Genomic DNA, 17,609 nt, shown 5'->3' on the forward strand with positions numbered 1-17,609 from the left:
GGGATATTCAGTTTGAGCGCCAGGGCTTTGAGGTCGTGAGATATCTCGGTGATCTCCTCATATTTTGATTTCCGCCTACTACCCGGCCGTATAAGACCCAAATAGTCGATGATAATTAGGCACGGATTGACTCTGACGGCCATTGTCTGTACATCTGCAACAGATGCCGACACGCGTTTATTGAGTATTACAGGAATCTCAGCCAGCGTTGATGCTGCATCTCCGAATTTCCGATATTCATCCGCAGAAAGAGAGCCGGTTAAGATTTTCATATTTGGAATACCTGTGAGCCTCGATATTCGCTTTGCCGTCATCTGCCGAACGCTCATTTCGAGACTAACAAAAAGCACATTTCCATGATACCCCGCCACATTGTCAGCCATCTGGAGCGCAACGCTAGTCTTTCCCATGCTAGTCCTCGCAGCGAGTATGTAATATCCGCCCTTCAGCAGACCGCCTCCGAGAATTCTGTCAAGATTCTCAAACCCTGTTCGTATAAACTCGCCGTCAGGCTTTTCGCTGATGGCATTCCGGTACTCATGAAGGTCTAAAAGCGCCGACACGCTGTCAATCACATCTACCGGCGTTCCGTTTTGCATCAGCTCATCAAGTTTCTTGATTGACCGGACAAGTATTTCCTGCCCATCATCGGTATCATGGACATCCTGCATCTCCGAGGACATCGATTTTAGAGAGCGAATCAGCGAGGCATTTTTCACGATGCGGGCGTATTCTTCGACATTGGCCGCCGTCACGGTCACGCTGGCGAAACTGCGGAGTATTTCGGCGGGGATTTTTTGTCCCTTGGCTTCGAGTTTCGCTTGGACGGTTACGGGGTCAATGATTTCACCATTACGTGACAGGTCAGAGATTGTTTGAAAAATATTTTGATGCAAAGCGAAATAAAAATCTTCTGTCCTTAAGTCGATAAGTTGAAATGACCCCGGATTTAGCAAGATTGAACCGATAACGTTTATCTCAGCTATGTCTGTTGCGTTAGTTGACACGGATTGCCACCTCTTTCCCATCAATCATCTTGGTCTCAAACACTGGTGCCACTATTGGCATGTTCTCTGCTGCGTCACCGATGTAGTTCGCGTCCATGTAATCGACGTAACCTGAGTTGAAAAATGTGGAGCCATTCTGCGGCTTGCGCCAGGCATCTTTTTTTAGGTCGTCAAGATACCGCTTAACACAACGCGCCATTTGTTCAATCCCAAGATCGTATAACCGCGTCTTCGCAGACGCCCCGACCTGAGCCTTACCCTTTTTATTCGGATACAGCTTCCATGCCGTTTCAAAGAAATCATCTATATTTTGTTTTAATGGTTGTTTTCTATGGCAATGCTTTTGCATTACACCCCTGTCATGCTCCTGCATGCCTGTCATGGCATCCTCTTGCATACCTGTCATGGCATCGCATGGCTGCAATGCTTTTGCATTACACCCCCCGATATTCCAAATATCGTGATCCTTGCAAAACGAAACGCTACGCGGGCTTGAGAACGTCGGCTGCACCGTCACTTTAACAATCCCCGCTTTTTCTAAAGCTTTAAACTCCGTATGAACATTTTGGCGTTTGATTCCGAGCCTCGAAGCCATATACGCATCAGAGAAAGCACATTCCTTACGAGAAAAACCGTATGTTTCCCGCCATAGAAGAAGCACAATCCGCCATTGCGTCCCGTTAAGCGGCAGCCGGACGAGATTATCCAGGATTTCATTTGCTACTGGTGTATATCCATTTTTAAGTTGGACGTCGGCCATCCGGCAGCCTCCTATACCTGAAACTTTTCCATCAAAATTTATGAATTATCATCATCAAAAATATGTAGATCATCGATGAACGTAACCGATGGACCACTCAATTCCACTTCGTGCTTGTCGTGCCAGTCCTGAGGGCGCCTGTTCTTCAGCCACCACGACGCGGCAGTCGTATCAGGAGGGATATGCTCAGTCGTCTCCGCCTTCACTATTTCACCACGATATTGAAATACCTTTTCCGCTGGAATTTCGTATCCTGTAGCCCTCTTAAATAGTGCTGCTGCTACGCGGGCGTCTGCCGCTTCCTTGCCGTTCTTCAAAGCTTCAGCAAACTCCGGATATGCTTTTTTCCACTCGTAAATCGTGTCTTCGTCGACCTCAAAGAATCGCGCCAGATCGGCATCTATGGCGCCAAGAAGGCAATAATTAAATGCTTGCTGAACAAACTCTTCTCGATATTTACTTGGTCTTCCGCCCGGATGTGTCATATCACTCAAATCCTTTTTACTCACTTTCTTATTATCTTTTTCAAGACATTGAATACGTTTACGAAGGCTTTTCTGTCGGGATTGTCAGCGTTTTCGATTGTGTCTGGATACTGTGTTAATTTGTCCTTGATCGCTTTAACGAGGAACTCTGAAACAACCGGGATGCAAACGGCTTCTTTTAACTGCGCCATCAATTCGGCGTCTGCAGCCATGCTATTTAGAAAGCTTGAAAACTCCGGGTCTTCTTCGATAAGCTTGTGATCCTGCGTGAGAAACGAGAAATCAACTGTCGTGTCGGAGCGATCAATCTTTTCAGGCTCCCGGGGCTTTTGGGGCTCTGGCGGATTCAGCCTCTCACCGCGCTTTATCTTTTCAATGGCGGCGGGACGCTCTGGCTCTGGCAACTTGGAGACAGCGCCAATGTCCTGCTTTGCTATAACCTTTGCGCCGGATAATATGTCCCGCTTTAACTCGGGATCAGATTCGCCGATGATATCAATACCTTTGGCGTATTTCTCGGCCCGCACGACCGTTCCGTATCCCACGCCGTGTTCCTCAGCAACAACTTGAGCCGTCTTGCCTTGCGGCAAAGTACCAGATTGGAACCTTGCCTCCTTGCTATATTGGTTCCCTCTATCTCCGCCGCGCTGCTTTTTGCGCGCCTCCTGTTCTTTGCCGATCAAATACGTCCGTTGTGAGTCGGTAATATTGCGTCGGCCCATTTGGTTCTTGCATATCCAGATGACGGCGTCTTCGCGGCTGTCGACCGCTATTGCCTCAACCCGGTATGGTAGACTGTGCTTGGTGCAAATCTCGAAACGGTTATGCCCATCGAGCAAAACGCCGCCCCAGGTTTTCAGGCTGTCAAGGCACCCGTCAGAAAGAATATTCGCTTCGAGCTGTTCGAACTCTGCTGTCGTCAGCGGAGGTATCAGCGATTTAAATTCGGGATCAATGGTTGGTGTCGTGATCGTAGACACCTCCTTTGGCATAACATGGCGTATGATATTTGCTTTAGTTGGGGGTATATCCTTACATACCCCAATGTGTGTTAAGCATCGTCCCGCGCCATCTTATGGCGTTGTTTCGAGGCAAAACGATAAGCTTTGAGGTGTTCGGCTTTCTTCTGTCTCTGTTCGTCGGTTAATCCTTGTCCCGGCATATGACCGAAGCGGAAAGGGTAAAGTGCACAGTTCGTCGAAGGACATGCTCTTACTTCGGGCGCTTTGTTCCCGCAACAGCCGAGACAGTAGGCTCGAATTGACTTTAGGGGTGTACTGCATTTTTCTTGAATATCCGCCATTATTCAGCTCCATTAACTAACCGCCTGATCCCGCAAACGGGTCCAGTAGTTTCAGGTGCCGATTCGATTGTCCCTTCAAGGAACTCGTTGAAAATCCGCTCATTTATGAGGACTTTCACACCGACTTTGACGTGACGTAATTTGCCCTCGGCACATAAGCGGCGTATTGCCCCTGGAGACATATGTGATTGGGTGGCAGCCTCGGCAACGGTTAGCATGATGCTCATGCACTCACCTCTTCCACTTTTAGCATTTCGATAATGTTCAGCACCTTCTGTTTCTGTGCTTCAGATAATTCGTGACGCAAAAGCCTAGAAAAATTACTATCAGCCATGCCGCCATTATAGCGCTCCGCAACTCGCCACAAACTTATTCTGTTTTCCTTGCAAGCCTTTCGAATATCGGCATTTGCTTTATACATTGATTTCCCTCCTTAATCGTCGATTCGCATTAAAATCGCCGCTTCCGAAAGGAAAGCGGCGCTTTTCATTATTTGCACTTGCTGATTATATTCTTTATTGCTAAATACGGTGTGAGATCAATTTTCCCATATTTGTTTCTACTATCGATAGTTTCCTCTCTGCACTTTTTTGCTCTTGATATTTTCCGATTTCGAGCCGTAAAGACACGCCTCCCTTCTCGCCCCCCGGAAATGCCTCTGGCAACATCGGGGTGGATTTGTGTTTGACAATTATTTCGTACTATGATACAATAATAGCAATAACATCGGACTTTGTCAATGTATTCTGACCGCCTTGATGTAAAAGCAACAGAATCGGACTATAAAGGAGTTAAAGATATGGAGGGGCAAAGAAAACCCGCCTTTTTGACGGAAAATAAACCTTTTCCCGCAGCACTCAAAGAACTCATGAAAAGGACGGGAGCGACTCAAACCAGTATTGCCGATTATGTTGGAGTGAAACGGCAAACGGTAAGCCTATATGTAAATGGCCAAAGCACACCAGATATAGAAGTTTTCGTGAAGATTACGGAGTATTTTCGAAAGTGCCACGGTATTAACGTTTCATATGACTTTTTGCTAGAAAATCGGGGTGCAATCGAGCGAGAGAATACGGATATCGGGGCAAGACTCGGTTTATCTGATAACGCGATCAAGCACCTTGAGACATACCATAATTACAAGCCCGGCTGGCCCGCTCTCGAAGAGGCAAAAGGGGCAGGTTTGGGAGAAGCCTATCATCTCATTGTTAATACGGCAATGACATCAAATTCTATGTTCGAGTGGGATCATAAAGTTGATGTCATAAATGCGTTACTTGATAATGAAGACGATATTATTGATGATTTGGAGAAATTTCTTTATTATCAATACACCCCATATGATAAAAGGGATCTCGCTTTCAATGTGATAACAGCAGACGGAACCCCCGAATCGTTCAAACGAGAAGATTTGAATAAAATCCACCTAATAACAATTCAAGAAAAACTGCTTAAACTCAGAGAACGGTTATTAAAGGAGGGTGAAAACAATGGCGAACATCAAGAAGATCGAAAATAAGTCTAGCACAAGTTATCAGATCACTGTTTCCCACGGTCGGGATGTAAACAAGAAGCAGATTCGTCATTTCATGACCTGGACGCCGCCGGAGGGATTGACGCCAAGAAAGCTTGAAAAAGAGCTGGAGCGTGTCGCAGCTGACTTTGAGAGAGATATTAAACTGGGATATGTCGTAGATAACAAGCAGACATTCGGTAAATATGCCGAGTACGTCATAGGGCTGAAGGAAAGCGGCGGAATAAAGCATAGAACCGTAGAGCTATATAAATCCCTCATGGAAAGAATAAATGAGGGGATTGGCCATCTAAAACTTGTCGAAGTGCGGCCCCAACATCTAAACGGCTTTTACAAGAATTTGAGTGAGGCCGGAATTCGAAAAGGAACCGGTAAAGCTACCGCTCGCGTTGACCTATCGGAATTATTAAAAACAAAAATGATGACGCGCGAAGCCTTATCTAAATCGGCGGGAATTTCTCAGACAACCGTCAACACGGCATTTAGGAACCAAAAAATAACCCTTACGAAGGCCGACGCCATCGCAAGGGTCCTTGATGCCAAAACTGCAGATGTCTTTGCCATTGAAAAGGACAAAACCCCTCTATCACCAAAGACAGTCCTACAGTATCACAGATTTATCTCGACTGTATTAGATCAGGCCGAAAAAGAAATGCTGGTACAATATAATGCCGCTTCAAAAGCCACTCCACCAAAACAAACGCACAATGAAGTTAATTATTTTCAGCCGGCGGATATCTTGCAGATACAGGACGCTCTCGAAAGCGAACCGATAAAGTGGCGCATGTTTACACATTTACTTCTTATCACCGGTTGCCGACGCGGCGAGATTGCCGGGCTGAAGTGGAGCAAGATCGACTTTAAAAATAATCAACTAAAAATTGATTCCGCACTTCTATATGCCCAAGATCGCGGTGTATACGAAGATACAACCAAAACAGGCGCGATTAGGTTTGTCAAGCTTCCAGCCGAATCTATGCAACTCCTGAAACAATACAAATCGTGGCATGCCGAACTGCAACTTAAAAGCGGAAGCAAGTGGCAAAATAAAGACTTTGTTTTTACTCAGGACAACGGCCTCCCCATGAACCCGGATAGCGTCACAAGCTGGCTGCGTGACTTTTCGCGTCGTCACGGCCTGCCTCACATCAATCCTCACGCCTTCAGGCATACAATGGCGAGTATCCTAATAAACAGCGGGAAAGACGTTGTAGCCGTTTCTAAGCGGCTGGGACATTCAAAGGTGAGCACCACAACGGACATATATAGCCACGTTATAGAAGAAGCAGACGCACAAGCCAGCGAGTGTTTGGCCGACGTTATGCTCAGAAAAGGCGAAAAGGCTATTGGATAAGGCCCAACAACACGGAAAAGGACGACTGTTCAATTACGGTCGTCCTTTCACAATATTCGTTCCACGATCCAGGAAACAAGCGATAGTTTACTTTTCCGTAGATCGGAAACATTTTGGCTCCAGGAACGCAAGTATATAAAGTCATATCTATATACCACCCACGGCAGCGCGCTCGACCATGCCACCCCCCTCCCCTTTCCATATATACCCCGGTTACGCAAGGCCCCTATGCGTACCGGAAGATTGACGGCACCCCACAAAATTTTACGCACATAATGCACGTTTTTTCAGTGTTGTGCGGTAAATGTGCGGTAAAACTGAATTTTCATATACTGTTCACAGAAAACGGAAAGCCCTGTGATTATTGCAATCACAGGGCTTTTTCTTGGTACGCCCGACTGGATTCGAACCAGCGACCTTCAGAGTCGGAGTCTGACACTCTATCCAACTGAGCTACGGGCGCGTATGCACTTTTGCCGGAGGGCGAGAGTCATTATATCAAATACGGCGCCGCATGTAAAGTACAAGTCTCAACGACCGGAAAAACAGCGCTTTCGGCGCGTCGGCGCAGGAATTCGTTAATATTTGGAGGGCATGGCCAATATACATATAGTAAAAGCGGCGCGCGTGTCGAGGCGGCGCCGGTGTCCGCGGACGAGAAAGGATGGCGCATATGGCTTACGAAGAAAAATACAAGACGGTGGATATCCCGCACAACGTGATCATGGAGGGCCGGAAGAAGGTCTCCGTCTCCGGCGTGGACGACGTTGAGAGCTTTGACGAGAGCGAAATCATCATGAGCACATCGCAGGGCGTCCTGATCGTCCACGGCAAAGAGCTCCGGATCGAAAAGCTGAGCCTGGACAGCGGCGACGTCGTCATGGAAGGTATCGTGGACAGACTGGAATACGAGGATGACGTCAAGGTGTCCGGCGGCCTGTTCTCCCGCCTGTTTAAATAGCGATGAATATTCCAATCTCAGAGCAGCTCATTCAGGCGGCGTCCTCCTTTGTCCTGGGGATGGCCGCCGGATTCTTATATGACTTTTTTCGCGTCGTCCGCCACAGGAGCCGTTCAAAAACGGTCACGGCCGTCACGGACTTTCTGTTCTGGCTGATTACGGGCCTTGCGCTTTTTCTCCTCGGCATCTCGCTCGGCCAGGGCCGGCAGCGGATTTTTATGAATGTTATCGCCATACTCGGCTGCATCCTCTATTTCTGTACGCTGAGCCGCTATTCTCTCATATTATGCAACGCGCTGGCCGACGCCATCGTGTTTTTGTTCTATTGTCTGTCGAGACCTTTCGTATGGGCTTATTTGGCGCTCAAAAAATTCAGACATTTTCTCAAAAATATCTTTCATTATATGCGCAAATGGTATAAAATATATCCCGATAATACCCTTCAGACAGAACATCGGGTTCATAAACCGAGATTTGAACGGGAAGGAGTCATTTATGAGGCTGAAAAGGGCCGGTATAATTACGAAGATCGTCATATTCGCTCTGATCGTTTACGCGTCGGTGACTCTGATCAACATGCGGGCACAGATCGACGCCGCTCTCGTCAGGCAGGCGGACCTGAAGCAGCAGGTTACGGAAAAACAAGCGACGAACGAGCAGCTCCAGTACGAAATAGACCACAGCGGCGATAGCGACACCATCGCGAACGCGGCCAGAAACGATCTCAACCTCGTCGTCCCCGGCGAAAAAATATTTATTGCGGGTAAATAGCCGTTTTGGCGGCTTGAAATTTTAGCCTCGGCGCGGAACGCGGCGGTACGGCAATTATCATAACCGAAGTACAATTATGATGTAAATACATTGAGAGGGTTTTACTTTTCGTATGGAGTTTGAAGTGGGATCAATCGTCACGGGCAAGGTTACCGGCATCACAAAATTCGGCGCTTTTGTCACGCTCGCACCGGGGAAATCAGGTCTCGTACATATTTCCGAGATCGCCAATTCGTATGTCAACGACATTCGCGAGCATTTGACGGAAGGCCAGGAAGTGACCGTGAAGGTGATCGGCCTGGACGACAACGGCAGAATCAACCTCTCCATCAAAGCGGCGCTCCCGCCGGCGCCGAAGCCTGACATCCCCCGCCGTCCAAAAATGCCGCCGATCCGGCAGCCTGGCGACAGGCCGTACAGTCCCCAGCAGGCCAGCGAGCCCTCTTTTGAGGATAAGCTGAAGCGCTTTATGCAGGATTCCGACAGCAAGATCTCCGGCATCAAGCAGTATGCCGACAAAAAGAACCCCCGGCGCAGGGGCGGCAGATAAGTTAAAATCCCAAAGCCCGCTTGACGCGGGCTTTCGTTGTATTAATCCGCAAACATGGTATGATACTTAATAATAACAGACGCGTATCGTCTCAACGGGGTGATCTCTATGGACAACAAGCATAAGGAAGACATGGCGGATTTCAAGCTCAAGCCGTCCGGCGCGTATCTGGACAGTCTGGCAGGCTTTGCCGACCTTCTGGGGACGATAGAAAACGCCGACAAGGCCGCCGACGAGCTGCTCCGTGAAACCGGCGGCGCGCTCCGCGATTCCGCGCCGAAGACAAACGCGGAAAAAGCCCCCGACAAGCCGGATCTCACAGCGCTTTTGCAGCAGCTGGACAGTCTCGTCGGCCTCGACAAGATCAAGGCCAACGTCAAGAGCCTTATCAATCTCGTAAAGGTGCGCAAGCTGCGGGAGGAAAACGGCCTGACCGTCCCCCCGATGTCGCTGCACATGGTTTTCATGGGCAACCCCGGCACTGGAAAGACGACCGTGGCCCGCATCCTCTCAGAGCTGTACTGTGCCATCGGCGTTTTATCGAAGGGTCATCTCGTGGAGGTGGACCGCTCGGGGCTCGTGGCCGGCTTTGTGGGGCAGACGGCCATCAAGACGGGCGACGTCATCAAAAGCGCGCTGGGCGGTATTCTGTTCATTGACGAGGCCTACGCCCTCGTCTCCAAGGACGGGGCCAACGATTTCGGCCACGAGGCGGTCGAGACGCTGTTAAAGGCCATGGAGGATCACCGCGACGATTTCATTGTCATCGTCGCCGGGTACGAGGCGCTGATGGAGGATTTCATCTCCTCGAATCCGGGCCTGGAGTCGCGCTTTAACAGGTATTTCGTCTTCGAGGACTATACCAGCGGCGAGCTGTACACCATCTTCGACGGCATGTGCGCCAAAAACGAATACGTACTGAGCGATGGCGCCAGAGCCTTCGCCGAGGACTACTTCAAAGAAATCTACGAGACGCGGGACGCGAATTTCGGCAATGCCCGTGACGTGCGCAATTTCTTCGAGGACGCCGTTTCCGTCCACTCCGACCGCGTCTCCTGTATCGACGCGCCTACCAGGGACGATCTGATGGCCTTTACAAAGGACGACCTGGAAAAAGCGTCTGAAATGGGATAGGGAAAGATGAAACAATCCGTCTATCTTTTTCTTTGCCTTTGCGGCTATCTTGCCATAAGTATCGGGCTGGTCGTTTATTCGGGGAACATCTCTTTTTTATTCTTCGTCTGGAACGTCTTTTTGGCGTTTCTTCCGTTTCTCTTTTCCCGGATGCTGAAAACATGCGTCACAAAGCAGCCCAGGCGAAGGGCTGTCGCTTTTCTGCTGGCTTTTCTGTGGTTTGTCTTCTTTCCGAACGCGCCCTATATGATTACCGATCTCATCTACGTCAGCGGCCCCTTTTACAGCTACGCGGGCAAGAACGTTATCTATTCAACAGATATATACAGCTGGGTCCACCTTGTCTATATCGGGCTGGGCGCCGTCTTCTCCGCGCTCATGGGGCTGCGGTCCATGTATGAGGTTCATATGCTGCTGAACAGGCGGCTGGGCAGGATGATCGGCGCCTTTTTGATCGCCGGGACTTGCCTGCTCAGCGGTTTTGCCATTTATGTGGGCCGCATACTCCGGTTCAACTCCTGGGATGTACTCCGGCCCTTTTCCATGCTCGTCAGGATCAGGGAGGAGCTCTCAGCCTTTTCGATCCTCTTTTCACTGCTCTTTTCGGCCTATATCGCCGCAACCTATATTGTTTACTACATTTCCGCCGGCGGCAAGCCGTCAAGTCCCGGAACGGGAGAATAGCCGGCGGCTTTTTAGCGCCGGGCGGGATCGGAGCGAGTTTCTTTAACGGCCCTTGTCGGTTTATGTAAATTACGCGGCGGGTGATGCAGATATTTATTTATTTACGACGAATATTTGCGTGATACTTGACGTTTATGAAGTTCGGGGTTAAAATTAATTCACATTTTTGCTTATTCCACGGAAAATTACCATTGCATATCGAGCGAATTCCTCTACGACCGCCCGTGTGTATGCATGGTTTTTTCTTTATACCGTCAATTTCTTTAACGCACTAGTGTAGCGCCGACCCAAATCGGCACTGCGTCATTCATTATGTAGCTCAAGGCTGGACATGCCGAGCAAATCAGCATGCGGTCTTTTGTGAAGATTTTTATGGAGGTTTAAAAATGAAAAAGATTCTTTGCATCGCTCTTGTCCTGATCTTTGCATTCGGCGCCCTCGCCGGCTGCGGTTCGGGCGGGACGAATACAACGCCTTCCGCGTCCCCCAGCGCCAGCGCCGACGGGAGCGCATCGCCCAGCGCGTCGGGCGGCGCGGCCAACGGCGGCACCATCAAGATCGGTATCCTCGGCCCCCTGACCGGAGAAGCCGCGCAATACGGCATCGCCGTTTCTCACGGCGCGCAGCTTTACATTGACCAGATCAACGATGCCGGCGGCATCAACGGCAAGAAGATCGAGACCGTCGTCTATGACGACAAGGGCGATCCGACGGAATCCGTCAACGCCTTCAGCCGCATGGTTGACGAGGGTATCACCGGGCTGATCGGCCCTGTGACGTCGAAGCCCACGCTGGCCGTCGTCGACGAAGCGCTTACGTACAATATGCCCCTGATCACCGCCTCGGCAACCGCTGCCGCCGTTACCTATAACGCCGACACGCAGACGGTCAATACAAACGTCTTCCGCACTTGCTTTATCGATCCTTTCCAGGGCGAAAAGATGGCCCAGTTCGCCAACGACGTTCTGAAGGCGAAGACGGCTGCCGTCATTTTCCAGACGGGCGACGATTATTCCGTCGGTCTGAAGGACGCTTTTGTCGCCAAGTGCGAAGAGCTCGGCATCAACGTTGTCGACCAGGAGGGCTACTCCAAGGGCGACAAGGACTTTAAGAGCCAGCTGACCAATATCAACTCGAAGAGCCCCGACGTCGTTTTCAGCCCCAACTATTATGAAGACGACGGCATGCTCGTCACGCAGGCCCGCCAGGCCGGCATCAAGGCCACCTTCATGGGCGGCGACGGCTGGAACAATGTTTCGAAATATGCCTCCCCGGCTGACCTCGAAGGCAGCGTTTACTGCTCCGGGTACGCGTCGGGTTCCACAGACGAGATCAAGGCGTTCGAAGCCGCTTTCACAGCCAAATATTCCGGAGAGACCCCCGACATGTTCTCCGCCCAGGCCTATGACGCGGCGATCGTCCTGCTTGACGCCATCAAGGCGGCCGAAGAAAAAGGACTGGAAGCCGGTTCCGACGATTATAAGGCGGCCGTCATCGACGCGATGAAAAACACCACATCCGTTGGCCTCGGCGGCAAATACTCCTTTGACGAGTACAACAATCCGATCAAGAGCGCCGTCATCATGAAGCTTGCCGACGGTAAGGAAACCTTCTCTCAGATGTTCTAAGCTCACGCTGCAAAGCCATGCGGGGAGACGATATGTCCGCCCCGCATGGCTTGCTTTGATTCATGGCAAAATTCCCGGTTAAGCGCCAATTTTTTTGATAATTAAGAAATTTCCATTGTAATGGCGGCGTTTACGCTGTTATAATGTTTGTGATTTTGCACCCACACATAAATATACCAAATCTATATTGAAAGAATGATAGAAGATGTCGGTTTTTTCTACCATCGTCAGCCAGCTGTTCAACGGGCTGCAGTCCGGCTCCATATACGCCCTGGTCGCGCTGGGCTACAGCATGGTATATGGGATCATCATGCTCCTGAACTTTGCCCACGGCGATATCATTATGGTCGGCGCCTATATCGCCTGGATCATGATGACCATGCTCGGCCTGCCGCCTGTTATCGGCATTATCGCCGCCATTGCCGGCTGTACGCTCCTCGGCGTGCTTATTGAAAAAGCGGCCTACTCCCCCCTGCGCAAATCCCCGCGTCTGTCCTTACTTATCACGGCCATCGGCATATCGTTTTTCCTGGAGAACATCTCCCAGCTCATTATGGGCGCGGGCGCGAAGGCCATGCCCTCGATCATCAGCGGCTCTAACTTCAGGCTCGGCACGACGGAAATCAGCTTTGTTTCCACCGTGACGATCGTCGTCTCCGTGCTCTCGATGGTCCTCCTCACGTTCCTCGTCCAGAAGACAAAGATGGGCAAGGGCATGCGCGCGGTATCCGAGGATATGGGCGCGGCCCAGCTCATGGGCATCAGCGTCAACAAAACGATTTCCTTTACCTTTGCCGTCGGTTCCGCGCTGGCGGGCATCGGCGCGGTGCTGTACTGCTCGGCCTATCCCCAGGCTTCGCCGACGATGGGCTCGATGCTTGGGCTTAAAGCTTTCGTCGCGGCTGTCCTTGGCGGCATCGGCTCTATCCCCGGCGCGATGATCGGCGGCTTTGCCATCGGCCTTCTTGAGGCGCTGGTGTCGGCGCTCGGCCTCTCCGTCTGGAAGGACGGCGTTGTCTTCGCCATTTTGATCGTCGTCCTGCTTGTCAAGCCAACGGGCATCATGGGCCGCGTTATTAAGGAAAAGGTATAAGGGGGTATTGATATGATCAAAGGCTACAAAGGTATCCCCATGCCGGTCCGATATCTGATCAACGCCGGGCTTTTTGTCGTATTTCTTGTGGTCGTCAGCAGCCTTACCGACGCGAAGGTCATTTCGACTTACAACAACAAGATCATCATGCTGATCGGCATCAATATCATTCTGGCCGTCTCGCTCAATCTGGCCACAGGCTATCTCGGCCAGCTGCCCCTCGGGCACGCGGGCTTTATGGCCGTCGGCGCGTATGCTTCGGCAATCTTTATGAAAGCCGTGATCAAAACCCTGCCGCTGGGGTTGTCCCTTCCGCTCGGGCTGCTCATCGGCGGCCTTGTGGCGGCGGTGTTCGGCTTTATCATCGGCATCCCGGCGTTACGGCTCAAGGGCGATTATCTGGCGATCATCACCCTGGGATTCGGGGAGATCATCCGCGTCATCCTCCTCAATATCGACAGCGTTATCGGCTTTAAGCTGACGTACGGGGCGGCCGGCCTCAAATCCATTCCGAAGACGACGACGTTTCTCGATACGTTTATCTGCGTTTTTCTCGTCTGCTTTGTCATCCACGCGATACTGAAGTCGCGTCACGGCCGCGCCGTCCTCTCCATCCGCGAAAATGAGATCGCGGCGGAGTCCTGCGGCATCAACACGACCTACTATAAGACGATGGCCTTTGTCATGTCCGCCTTTTTTGCCGGAGTGGCCGGCTCCCTTTATGCCGGATATATCGGTATTCTGGACCCCACCGGCTTCGGCTTTATGAAATCGATCGAGATTCTTGTCATGGTCGTTCTGGGCGGTATGGGCTCAATGATCGGTTCCGTCATCTCGGCGACTGTTTTGACAGCGCTGCCGGAGTTCCTGCGTGAATTTGACGCGTACCGCATGGTGGTTTATTCGCTCCTTCTCGTCGTGGTCATGATCTTTAAGCCGACCGGCCTTATGGGAACGTATGACTTCTCGCTCTCCCGGCTCTTGGGAAAGCCCTGGGAAAGGCTGACATCCGGCGGGAAATCGAAGAAAGCGGGTGACCGTTAATGGCAAAGCACGACCCCCACGAAACGCTCCTCCCCGATCGGGACATGGATAAATCCCCCGCCATCGAGTGCATCGGGCTCGGCATCGACTTCGGCGGCCTCACCGCTGTGGACGACTTCAACTTCACCCTGGGGCGGACAGAGATCGCCGGCCTCATCGGCCCCAACGGCGCCGGCAAAACGACGGTATTCAATCTCCTGACAAAGGTGTATCAGCCCACCCGGGGCCGGATGCTCCTGGAGGGCAGGGACACGAAGAACATGAACACCACCCAGGCCAACCGCGCCGGCATCGCGCGGACGTTTCAGAACATCCGCCTCTTTAAGGATTTAACGGTTCTCGACAACGTGCTCATCGGGCTGCACAACGAGATGGACTATCATCTGGCAAGCGCCATATTCCGTCTGCCGGGGTACTGGCGCGCCGAGAAGATTGCCCGCGGCCGCGCGCTGGATCTTTTGTCCATCTTCGACATGGCCGACATGGCCGATAATCAGGCCGGGAGCCTGCCGTACGGCGCCCAGCGCCGGCTTGAAATCGTCCGGGCGCTGGCCACGAATCCCACGCTCCTCCTTCTGGACGAGCCGGCCGCCGGCATGAACCCCTCCGAGACGAGCGAGCTCATGGAAAACATCCGGAAGATCCGCGACACGTTCCAGATATCGATTCTGCTCATTGAGCATGACATGAACCTCGTCATGGGCATCTGCGAAGGCATCGCGGTGCTGAACTACGGCAAAATCATCGCGAAGGGGACGCCCGAGGAGATCAAATCCGATCCGGACGTCATCGAAGCGTATCTTGGGAAAAAGGGGCACTGATATGCTGACAGTCAACGATATTAACGTCTATTACGGCCCCATCCACGCCATCAAGGGCGTCTCCTTTGAGGTCCGCCCCGGCGAGATCGTGGCGCTCATCGGCGCCAACGGCGCCGGTAAATCCACCGTTTTGAAGACGATCTCCGGCCTTCTCCGCCCCAAAACGGGCAATATCGTTTTCGACGGGCGCGACATCACCAAGCTGGAGGCGCATAAGGTCGTCCGGGCGGGGCTGGCGCACGTCCCCGAGGGGCGGCGCATTTTCCTCCAGATGACCGTCATTGAAAATCTCGAGATGGGCGCGTTTACGAAAAGCACCGTATCCGAGGAGGACCTGGAGGATATTTTCACGAAGTTCCCACGGCTCAAGGAGCGGCGGAAGCAGGTCGCCGGGACGCTGTCCGGCGGCGAGCAGCAGATGCTGGCCATGGGCCGCGCCCTCATGAGCAAGCCGAAGCTCATGATGCTGGACGAGCCCTCCATGGGCCTGGCCCCGATCCTCGTCGAGCAGGTTTTCAGCATCATCACCGAGCTGAACAAAGCCGGCACAACGATCCTGCTGGTGGAACAGAACGCCGGCATGGCCCTTGACGTGGCCCACCGGGCCTACGTCCTTGAGACCGGCAACATCACCCTCTCCGGCACCGGCGAGGAGCTGGCCCAGAGCGACGAGATCAGAAAAGCCTATCTCGGCGGTTAAATAAATCCATACGGCGGGGGCAATGTCACGCTTGGGACATTGCCACCGCCGTTTTTATATCGCCGAAGGCCTGTTATGTTCTGTTTGAGCATATAATATCAGGGAATAATTCTATGAGATGCGTTTTGACCGAACATAGAATCGAAAGGAATTATTCAATGGATATGACAGGCGAAAAAGGCGCCGTGATGCTTGTGGCGTTTTATAACACAAAGGCGCTGGGCGTGCGTTATCTCGAAACCGCACTGGAGCGGCAGGGCTATACGGTGATCACCGTTTTTTACAAGGACTTCAACAGCCTCCATCCCTCGCGGACGACCGAGGCGGAAATCGCCCTGCTCTGCGGCGAGATCACCCGGGCAAAGCCCATGCTCATCGGACTATCTGTGATGAGCTCCATGTATCTCGAGACCGTCGACGCGGTGATTGGCGCAATCACGGCGCAGTTCAGTATTCCGACGGTCTGCGGCGGCGCGTTCGCCTCCATGTTCCCCGAGCGTTTTCTGGAGCGGGGGATAGATTTTGTGATCCGCGCCGACGGCGAACACGCCATCTGCCGGCTGGCCGACGCCCTCAGCCGCGGGGACGATTATTCGGGCATCCCCTCCTTGTGCTACAGATCACACAACATGAATGTGATCAACGACGTGGGGGACGTCAGCGAAAATATAGACGATTACGGCATGCCGGCCATCGTCAGCAAGAACGCCTGTTTCATAGAGCACGACAGGCGCGCCGAAGGAGACCCGCAGCTGCACGCTCTGAGCTATGAGCTCATCGCTTCCCGGGGCTGCCCGTTTACCTGCTCGTACTGCTGCTGCGTGAATTTAAAGCGCCTTTTGCCCAGATGCATCCCTGGCGTCCGCACCCGTTCGGTGAACAGCGTCATTGAGGAGCTTGCCGAAGTGAAAAGCAAGCTCAATCGCGTGACCCTGATTCATTTCTACGACGAGGTATTTCCGAATTCGCCCGGCTGGGTGGAGCAATTTGTCATCGCGTATAAAAAGCGCGTCAATTTGCCGTTTGTGATCTGGGCGCACCCCAAAACGGTCGACGCCGACACGCTGAAAAAGCTCGTCTCCGCGGGCCTGACGGAGGTCGTCATGGGCGTGCAGTCCGGCGCCATGCAGATCAGAAAGGATATCTTCCACAGGTACGAAACCCAGGAGGATATCATCGGGGCGGTTCAAAAAATCCGGGACGCCGGCGTGGCCAGCGCGATCTACGACTTCATGCTGCAGCACCCGTTTGAAACCATCGAAACCCTGAAAGAGACATATGCGCTCATCGAGAAATTCAGCGCGCCGTTCGAGCTGCAGCTCCACGGCCTGAACTTTCTGCCGGGAACGGACATCGTCCCGCTCACGATTGAACGCGGAATCTTGTCCACGGAGGAAATGGACACCATTATGTACGCGCCTATGCAGGAGCAGTTCAGCGCCTATTGGCGCGGTGACAACGGGCCGGAGGGCCGGCTGTGGTATAAGCTGATCTACTGCCTGCAGTTTGCCGGCCTGCGGAGCAGACTGACCGCTTACGCCGGCGATCCCGTGAAATATGAATCGCAGATCAACAGCACCTACACGCTGGCGACAAGGCTGTTCCGGCTGCGTCATCTGTACAAGAAAGGACGCACCGTTGTAAAAAGCAAGATCGCTTTATTGACCTGATTTGCGGCGCCGGATATTAATACGGCGGCAATTTGTGCATGAAAATACCAGGGCCGCGCTCCCTGGTATGCTCTCCGGTTTATTTCTCGCTGACCGCGTCTTCCTCTTCC

19 protein-coding genes, 1 tRNA gene and 1 pseudogene are annotated in these 17,609 nt (G+C 52.2%); 14 read left to right on the forward strand and 7 right to left on the reverse strand.

What is annotated here, in order from left to right; all coding sequences use genetic code 11:
- The 6 genes from BUB60_RS16155 to BUB60_RS16180 all read right to left on the reverse strand — a co-directional run.
- The coding region (locus tag BUB60_RS16155; RefSeq protein ID WP_073081263.1) for a replicative DNA helicase at positions 1-1,007 on the reverse strand (1,007 nt) is incomplete at its 3' end.
- Entirely contained in the window at positions 997-1,767 is a 771-nt protein-coding gene (locus BUB60_RS16160; protein ID WP_073081276.1) for a replication protein, read from the reverse strand. The genes BUB60_RS16155 and BUB60_RS16160, both read right to left, overlap by 11 nt.
- A 38-nt stretch (positions 1,768-1,805) precedes the next feature.
- A complete protein-coding gene (locus BUB60_RS16165; protein WP_242941231.1) occupies positions 1,806-2,276 on the reverse strand; it encodes a helix-turn-helix domain-containing protein in 471 nt (156 codons plus the stop codon).
- Positions 2,273-3,232 carry a ParB N-terminal domain-containing protein gene (locus BUB60_RS16170; protein WP_159435445.1) on the reverse strand — a complete coding sequence of 320 codons (960 nt, stop codon included), beginning with the start codon at positions 3,230-3,232 and terminating at the stop codon, positions 2,273-2,275. The genes BUB60_RS16165 and BUB60_RS16170 overlap by 4 nt, the downstream gene beginning before the upstream one ends.
- A gap of 322 nt (positions 3,233-3,554) precedes the next feature.
- Positions 3,555-3,782 carry a helix-turn-helix domain-containing protein gene (locus BUB60_RS20880; RefSeq protein ID WP_073081283.1) on the reverse strand — a complete coding sequence of 76 codons (228 nt, stop codon included), beginning with the start codon at positions 3,780-3,782 and terminating at the stop codon, positions 3,555-3,557.
- Positions 3,779-3,976 (reverse strand): hypothetical protein, encoded by a 198-nt coding sequence (locus BUB60_RS16180; RefSeq protein ID WP_073081285.1) that lies wholly within the window; start codon positions 3,974-3,976, stop codon positions 3,779-3,781. The genes BUB60_RS20880 and BUB60_RS16180 overlap by 4 nt, the downstream gene beginning before the upstream one ends.
- 378 nt (positions 3,977-4,354) lie before the next feature.
- Here BUB60_RS16180 and BUB60_RS16185 point away from each other — a divergent pair, with 378 nt between their 5' ends.
- On the forward strand, positions 4,355-5,074 hold the full coding sequence (locus tag BUB60_RS16185) for a helix-turn-helix domain-containing protein (protein WP_073081287.1): 720 nt from the start codon (positions 4,355-4,357) through the stop codon (positions 5,072-5,074).
- A complete protein-coding gene (locus BUB60_RS16190) occupies positions 5,046-6,443 on the forward strand; it encodes a tyrosine-type recombinase/integrase (protein WP_073081290.1) in 1,398 nt (465 codons plus the stop codon). The genes BUB60_RS16185 and BUB60_RS16190 overlap by 29 nt, the downstream gene beginning before the upstream one ends.
- Positions 6,444-6,829: 386 nt before the next feature.
- Here the strand turns inward: BUB60_RS16190 and BUB60_RS16195 are convergent.
- A tRNA-Arg gene (locus tag BUB60_RS16195) sits at positions 6,830-6,906 on the reverse strand.
- Between the two features lie 210 nt (positions 6,907-7,116).
- On the opposite strand from BUB60_RS16195, the gene yabP reads away from it, so the two are divergent.
- The 12 genes and pseudogenes from yabP (at position 7,117) to BUB60_RS16255 (ending at position 17,499) form a co-directional block, all read left to right on the forward strand.
- Positions 7,117-7,404, forward strand: coding sequence for a sporulation protein YabP (gene yabP / locus BUB60_RS16200; RefSeq protein ID WP_073081292.1), 288 nt, complete (start codon positions 7,117-7,119; stop codon positions 7,402-7,404).
- Positions 7,405-7,463: 59 nt separating this feature from the next.
- Positions 7,464-7,619, forward strand: a pseudogene (gene yabQ, locus BUB60_RS20885) (spore cortex biosynthesis protein YabQ); the annotation flags it as partial.
- Between the two features lie 280 nt (positions 7,620-7,899).
- On the forward strand, positions 7,900-8,175 hold the full coding sequence (locus BUB60_RS16210; RefSeq protein WP_073081294.1) for an FtsB family cell division protein: 276 nt from the start codon (positions 7,900-7,902) through the stop codon (positions 8,173-8,175).
- Between the two features lie 124 nt (positions 8,176-8,299).
- Positions 8,300-8,725, forward strand: coding sequence for a S1 RNA-binding domain-containing protein (locus tag BUB60_RS16215; protein ID WP_341444232.1), 426 nt, complete (start codon positions 8,300-8,302; stop codon positions 8,723-8,725).
- A gap of 108 nt (positions 8,726-8,833) precedes the next feature.
- Positions 8,834-9,859 carry an AAA family ATPase gene (locus BUB60_RS16220; RefSeq protein ID WP_073081298.1) on the forward strand — a complete coding sequence of 342 codons (1,026 nt, stop codon included), beginning with the start codon at positions 8,834-8,836 and terminating at the stop codon, positions 9,857-9,859.
- Positions 9,860-9,865: 6 nt separating this feature from the next.
- Positions 9,866-10,543: a DUF1361 domain-containing protein gene (locus tag BUB60_RS16225; protein ID WP_073081300.1), complete on the forward strand. Its 678-nt coding sequence runs from the start codon at positions 9,866-9,868 to the stop codon at positions 10,541-10,543.
- A 386-nt stretch (positions 10,544-10,929) separates the two neighbouring features.
- On the forward strand, positions 10,930-12,171 hold the full coding sequence (locus tag BUB60_RS16230) for an ABC transporter substrate-binding protein (protein ID WP_073081302.1): 1,242 nt from the start codon (positions 10,930-10,932) through the stop codon (positions 12,169-12,171).
- A 205-nt stretch (positions 12,172-12,376) separates the two neighbouring features.
- Positions 12,377-13,264 (forward strand): branched-chain amino acid ABC transporter permease, encoded by an 888-nt coding sequence (locus BUB60_RS16235; RefSeq protein ID WP_073081304.1) that lies wholly within the window; start codon positions 12,377-12,379, stop codon positions 13,262-13,264.
- A gap of 12 nt (positions 13,265-13,276) precedes the next feature.
- Positions 13,277-14,308 (forward strand): branched-chain amino acid ABC transporter permease, encoded by a 1,032-nt coding sequence (locus BUB60_RS16240; RefSeq protein ID WP_073081306.1) that lies wholly within the window; start codon positions 13,277-13,279, stop codon positions 14,306-14,308.
- A 44-nt stretch (positions 14,309-14,352) separates the two neighbouring features.
- Positions 14,353-15,129 (forward strand): ABC transporter ATP-binding protein, encoded by a 777-nt coding sequence (locus tag BUB60_RS16245; RefSeq protein WP_242941232.1) that lies wholly within the window; start codon positions 14,353-14,355, stop codon positions 15,127-15,129.
- A 1-nt stretch (position 15,130) separates the two neighbouring features.
- Entirely contained in the window at positions 15,131-15,829 is a 699-nt protein-coding gene (locus BUB60_RS16250; RefSeq protein ID WP_073081311.1) for an ABC transporter ATP-binding protein, read from the forward strand.
- A 158-nt stretch (positions 15,830-15,987) separates the two neighbouring features.
- Positions 15,988-17,499, forward strand: coding sequence for a B12-binding domain-containing radical SAM protein (locus tag BUB60_RS16255; protein WP_073081313.1), 1,512 nt, complete (start codon positions 15,988-15,990; stop codon positions 17,497-17,499).
- The last annotated feature ends 110 nt before the right edge of the window (positions 17,500-17,609 follow it).

It is taken from the genome of Sporobacter termitidis DSM 10068 (assembly GCF_900130065.1).
Lineage (GTDB): Bacteria > Bacillota > Clostridia > Oscillospirales > Oscillospiraceae > Sporobacter > Sporobacter termitidis.

Bases quoted from the DNA above. Each gene is read 5' to 3' on its own strand.
- BUB60_RS16160 (WP_073081276.1), bottom strand. From the start codon at position 1,767: ATGGCCGACGTCCAACTTAAAAATGGATATACACCAGTAGCAAATGAA.
- BUB60_RS20880 (WP_073081283.1), bottom strand. From the start codon at position 3,782: ATGAGCATCATGCTAACCGTTGCCGAGGCTGCCACCCAATCACATATG.
- BUB60_RS16180 (WP_073081285.1), bottom strand. From the start codon at position 3,976: ATGTATAAAGCAAATGCCGATATTCGAAAGGCTTGCAAGGAAAACAGA.
- BUB60_RS16185 (WP_073081287.1), top strand. From the start codon at position 4,355: ATGGAGGGGCAAAGAAAACCCGCCTTTTTGACGGAAAATAAACCTTTT.
- BUB60_RS16190 (WP_073081290.1), top strand. From the start codon at position 5,046: ATGGCGAACATCAAGAAGATCGAAAATAAGTCTAGCACAAGTTATCAG.
- yabP (WP_073081292.1), top strand. From the start codon at position 7,117: ATGGCTTACGAAGAAAAATACAAGACGGTGGATATCCCGCACAACGTG.
- BUB60_RS16210 (WP_073081294.1), top strand. From the start codon at position 7,900: ATGAGGCTGAAAAGGGCCGGTATAATTACGAAGATCGTCATATTCGCT.
- BUB60_RS16220 (WP_073081298.1), top strand. From the start codon at position 8,834: ATGGACAACAAGCATAAGGAAGACATGGCGGATTTCAAGCTCAAGCCG.
- BUB60_RS16225 (WP_073081300.1), top strand. From the start codon at position 9,866: ATGAAACAATCCGTCTATCTTTTTCTTTGCCTTTGCGGCTATCTTGCC.
- BUB60_RS16230 (WP_073081302.1), top strand. From the start codon at position 10,930: ATGAAAAAGATTCTTTGCATCGCTCTTGTCCTGATCTTTGCATTCGGC.
- BUB60_RS16235 (WP_073081304.1), top strand. From the start codon at position 12,377: ATGTCGGTTTTTTCTACCATCGTCAGCCAGCTGTTCAACGGGCTGCAG.
- BUB60_RS16240 (WP_073081306.1), top strand. From the start codon at position 13,277: ATGATCAAAGGCTACAAAGGTATCCCCATGCCGGTCCGATATCTGATC.
- BUB60_RS16245 (WP_242941232.1), top strand. From the start codon at position 14,353: ATGGATAAATCCCCCGCCATCGAGTGCATCGGGCTCGGCATCGACTTC.
- BUB60_RS16250 (WP_073081311.1), top strand. From the start codon at position 15,131: ATGCTGACAGTCAACGATATTAACGTCTATTACGGCCCCATCCACGCC.
- BUB60_RS16255 (WP_073081313.1), top strand. From the start codon at position 15,988: ATGGATATGACAGGCGAAAAAGGCGCCGTGATGCTTGTGGCGTTTTAT.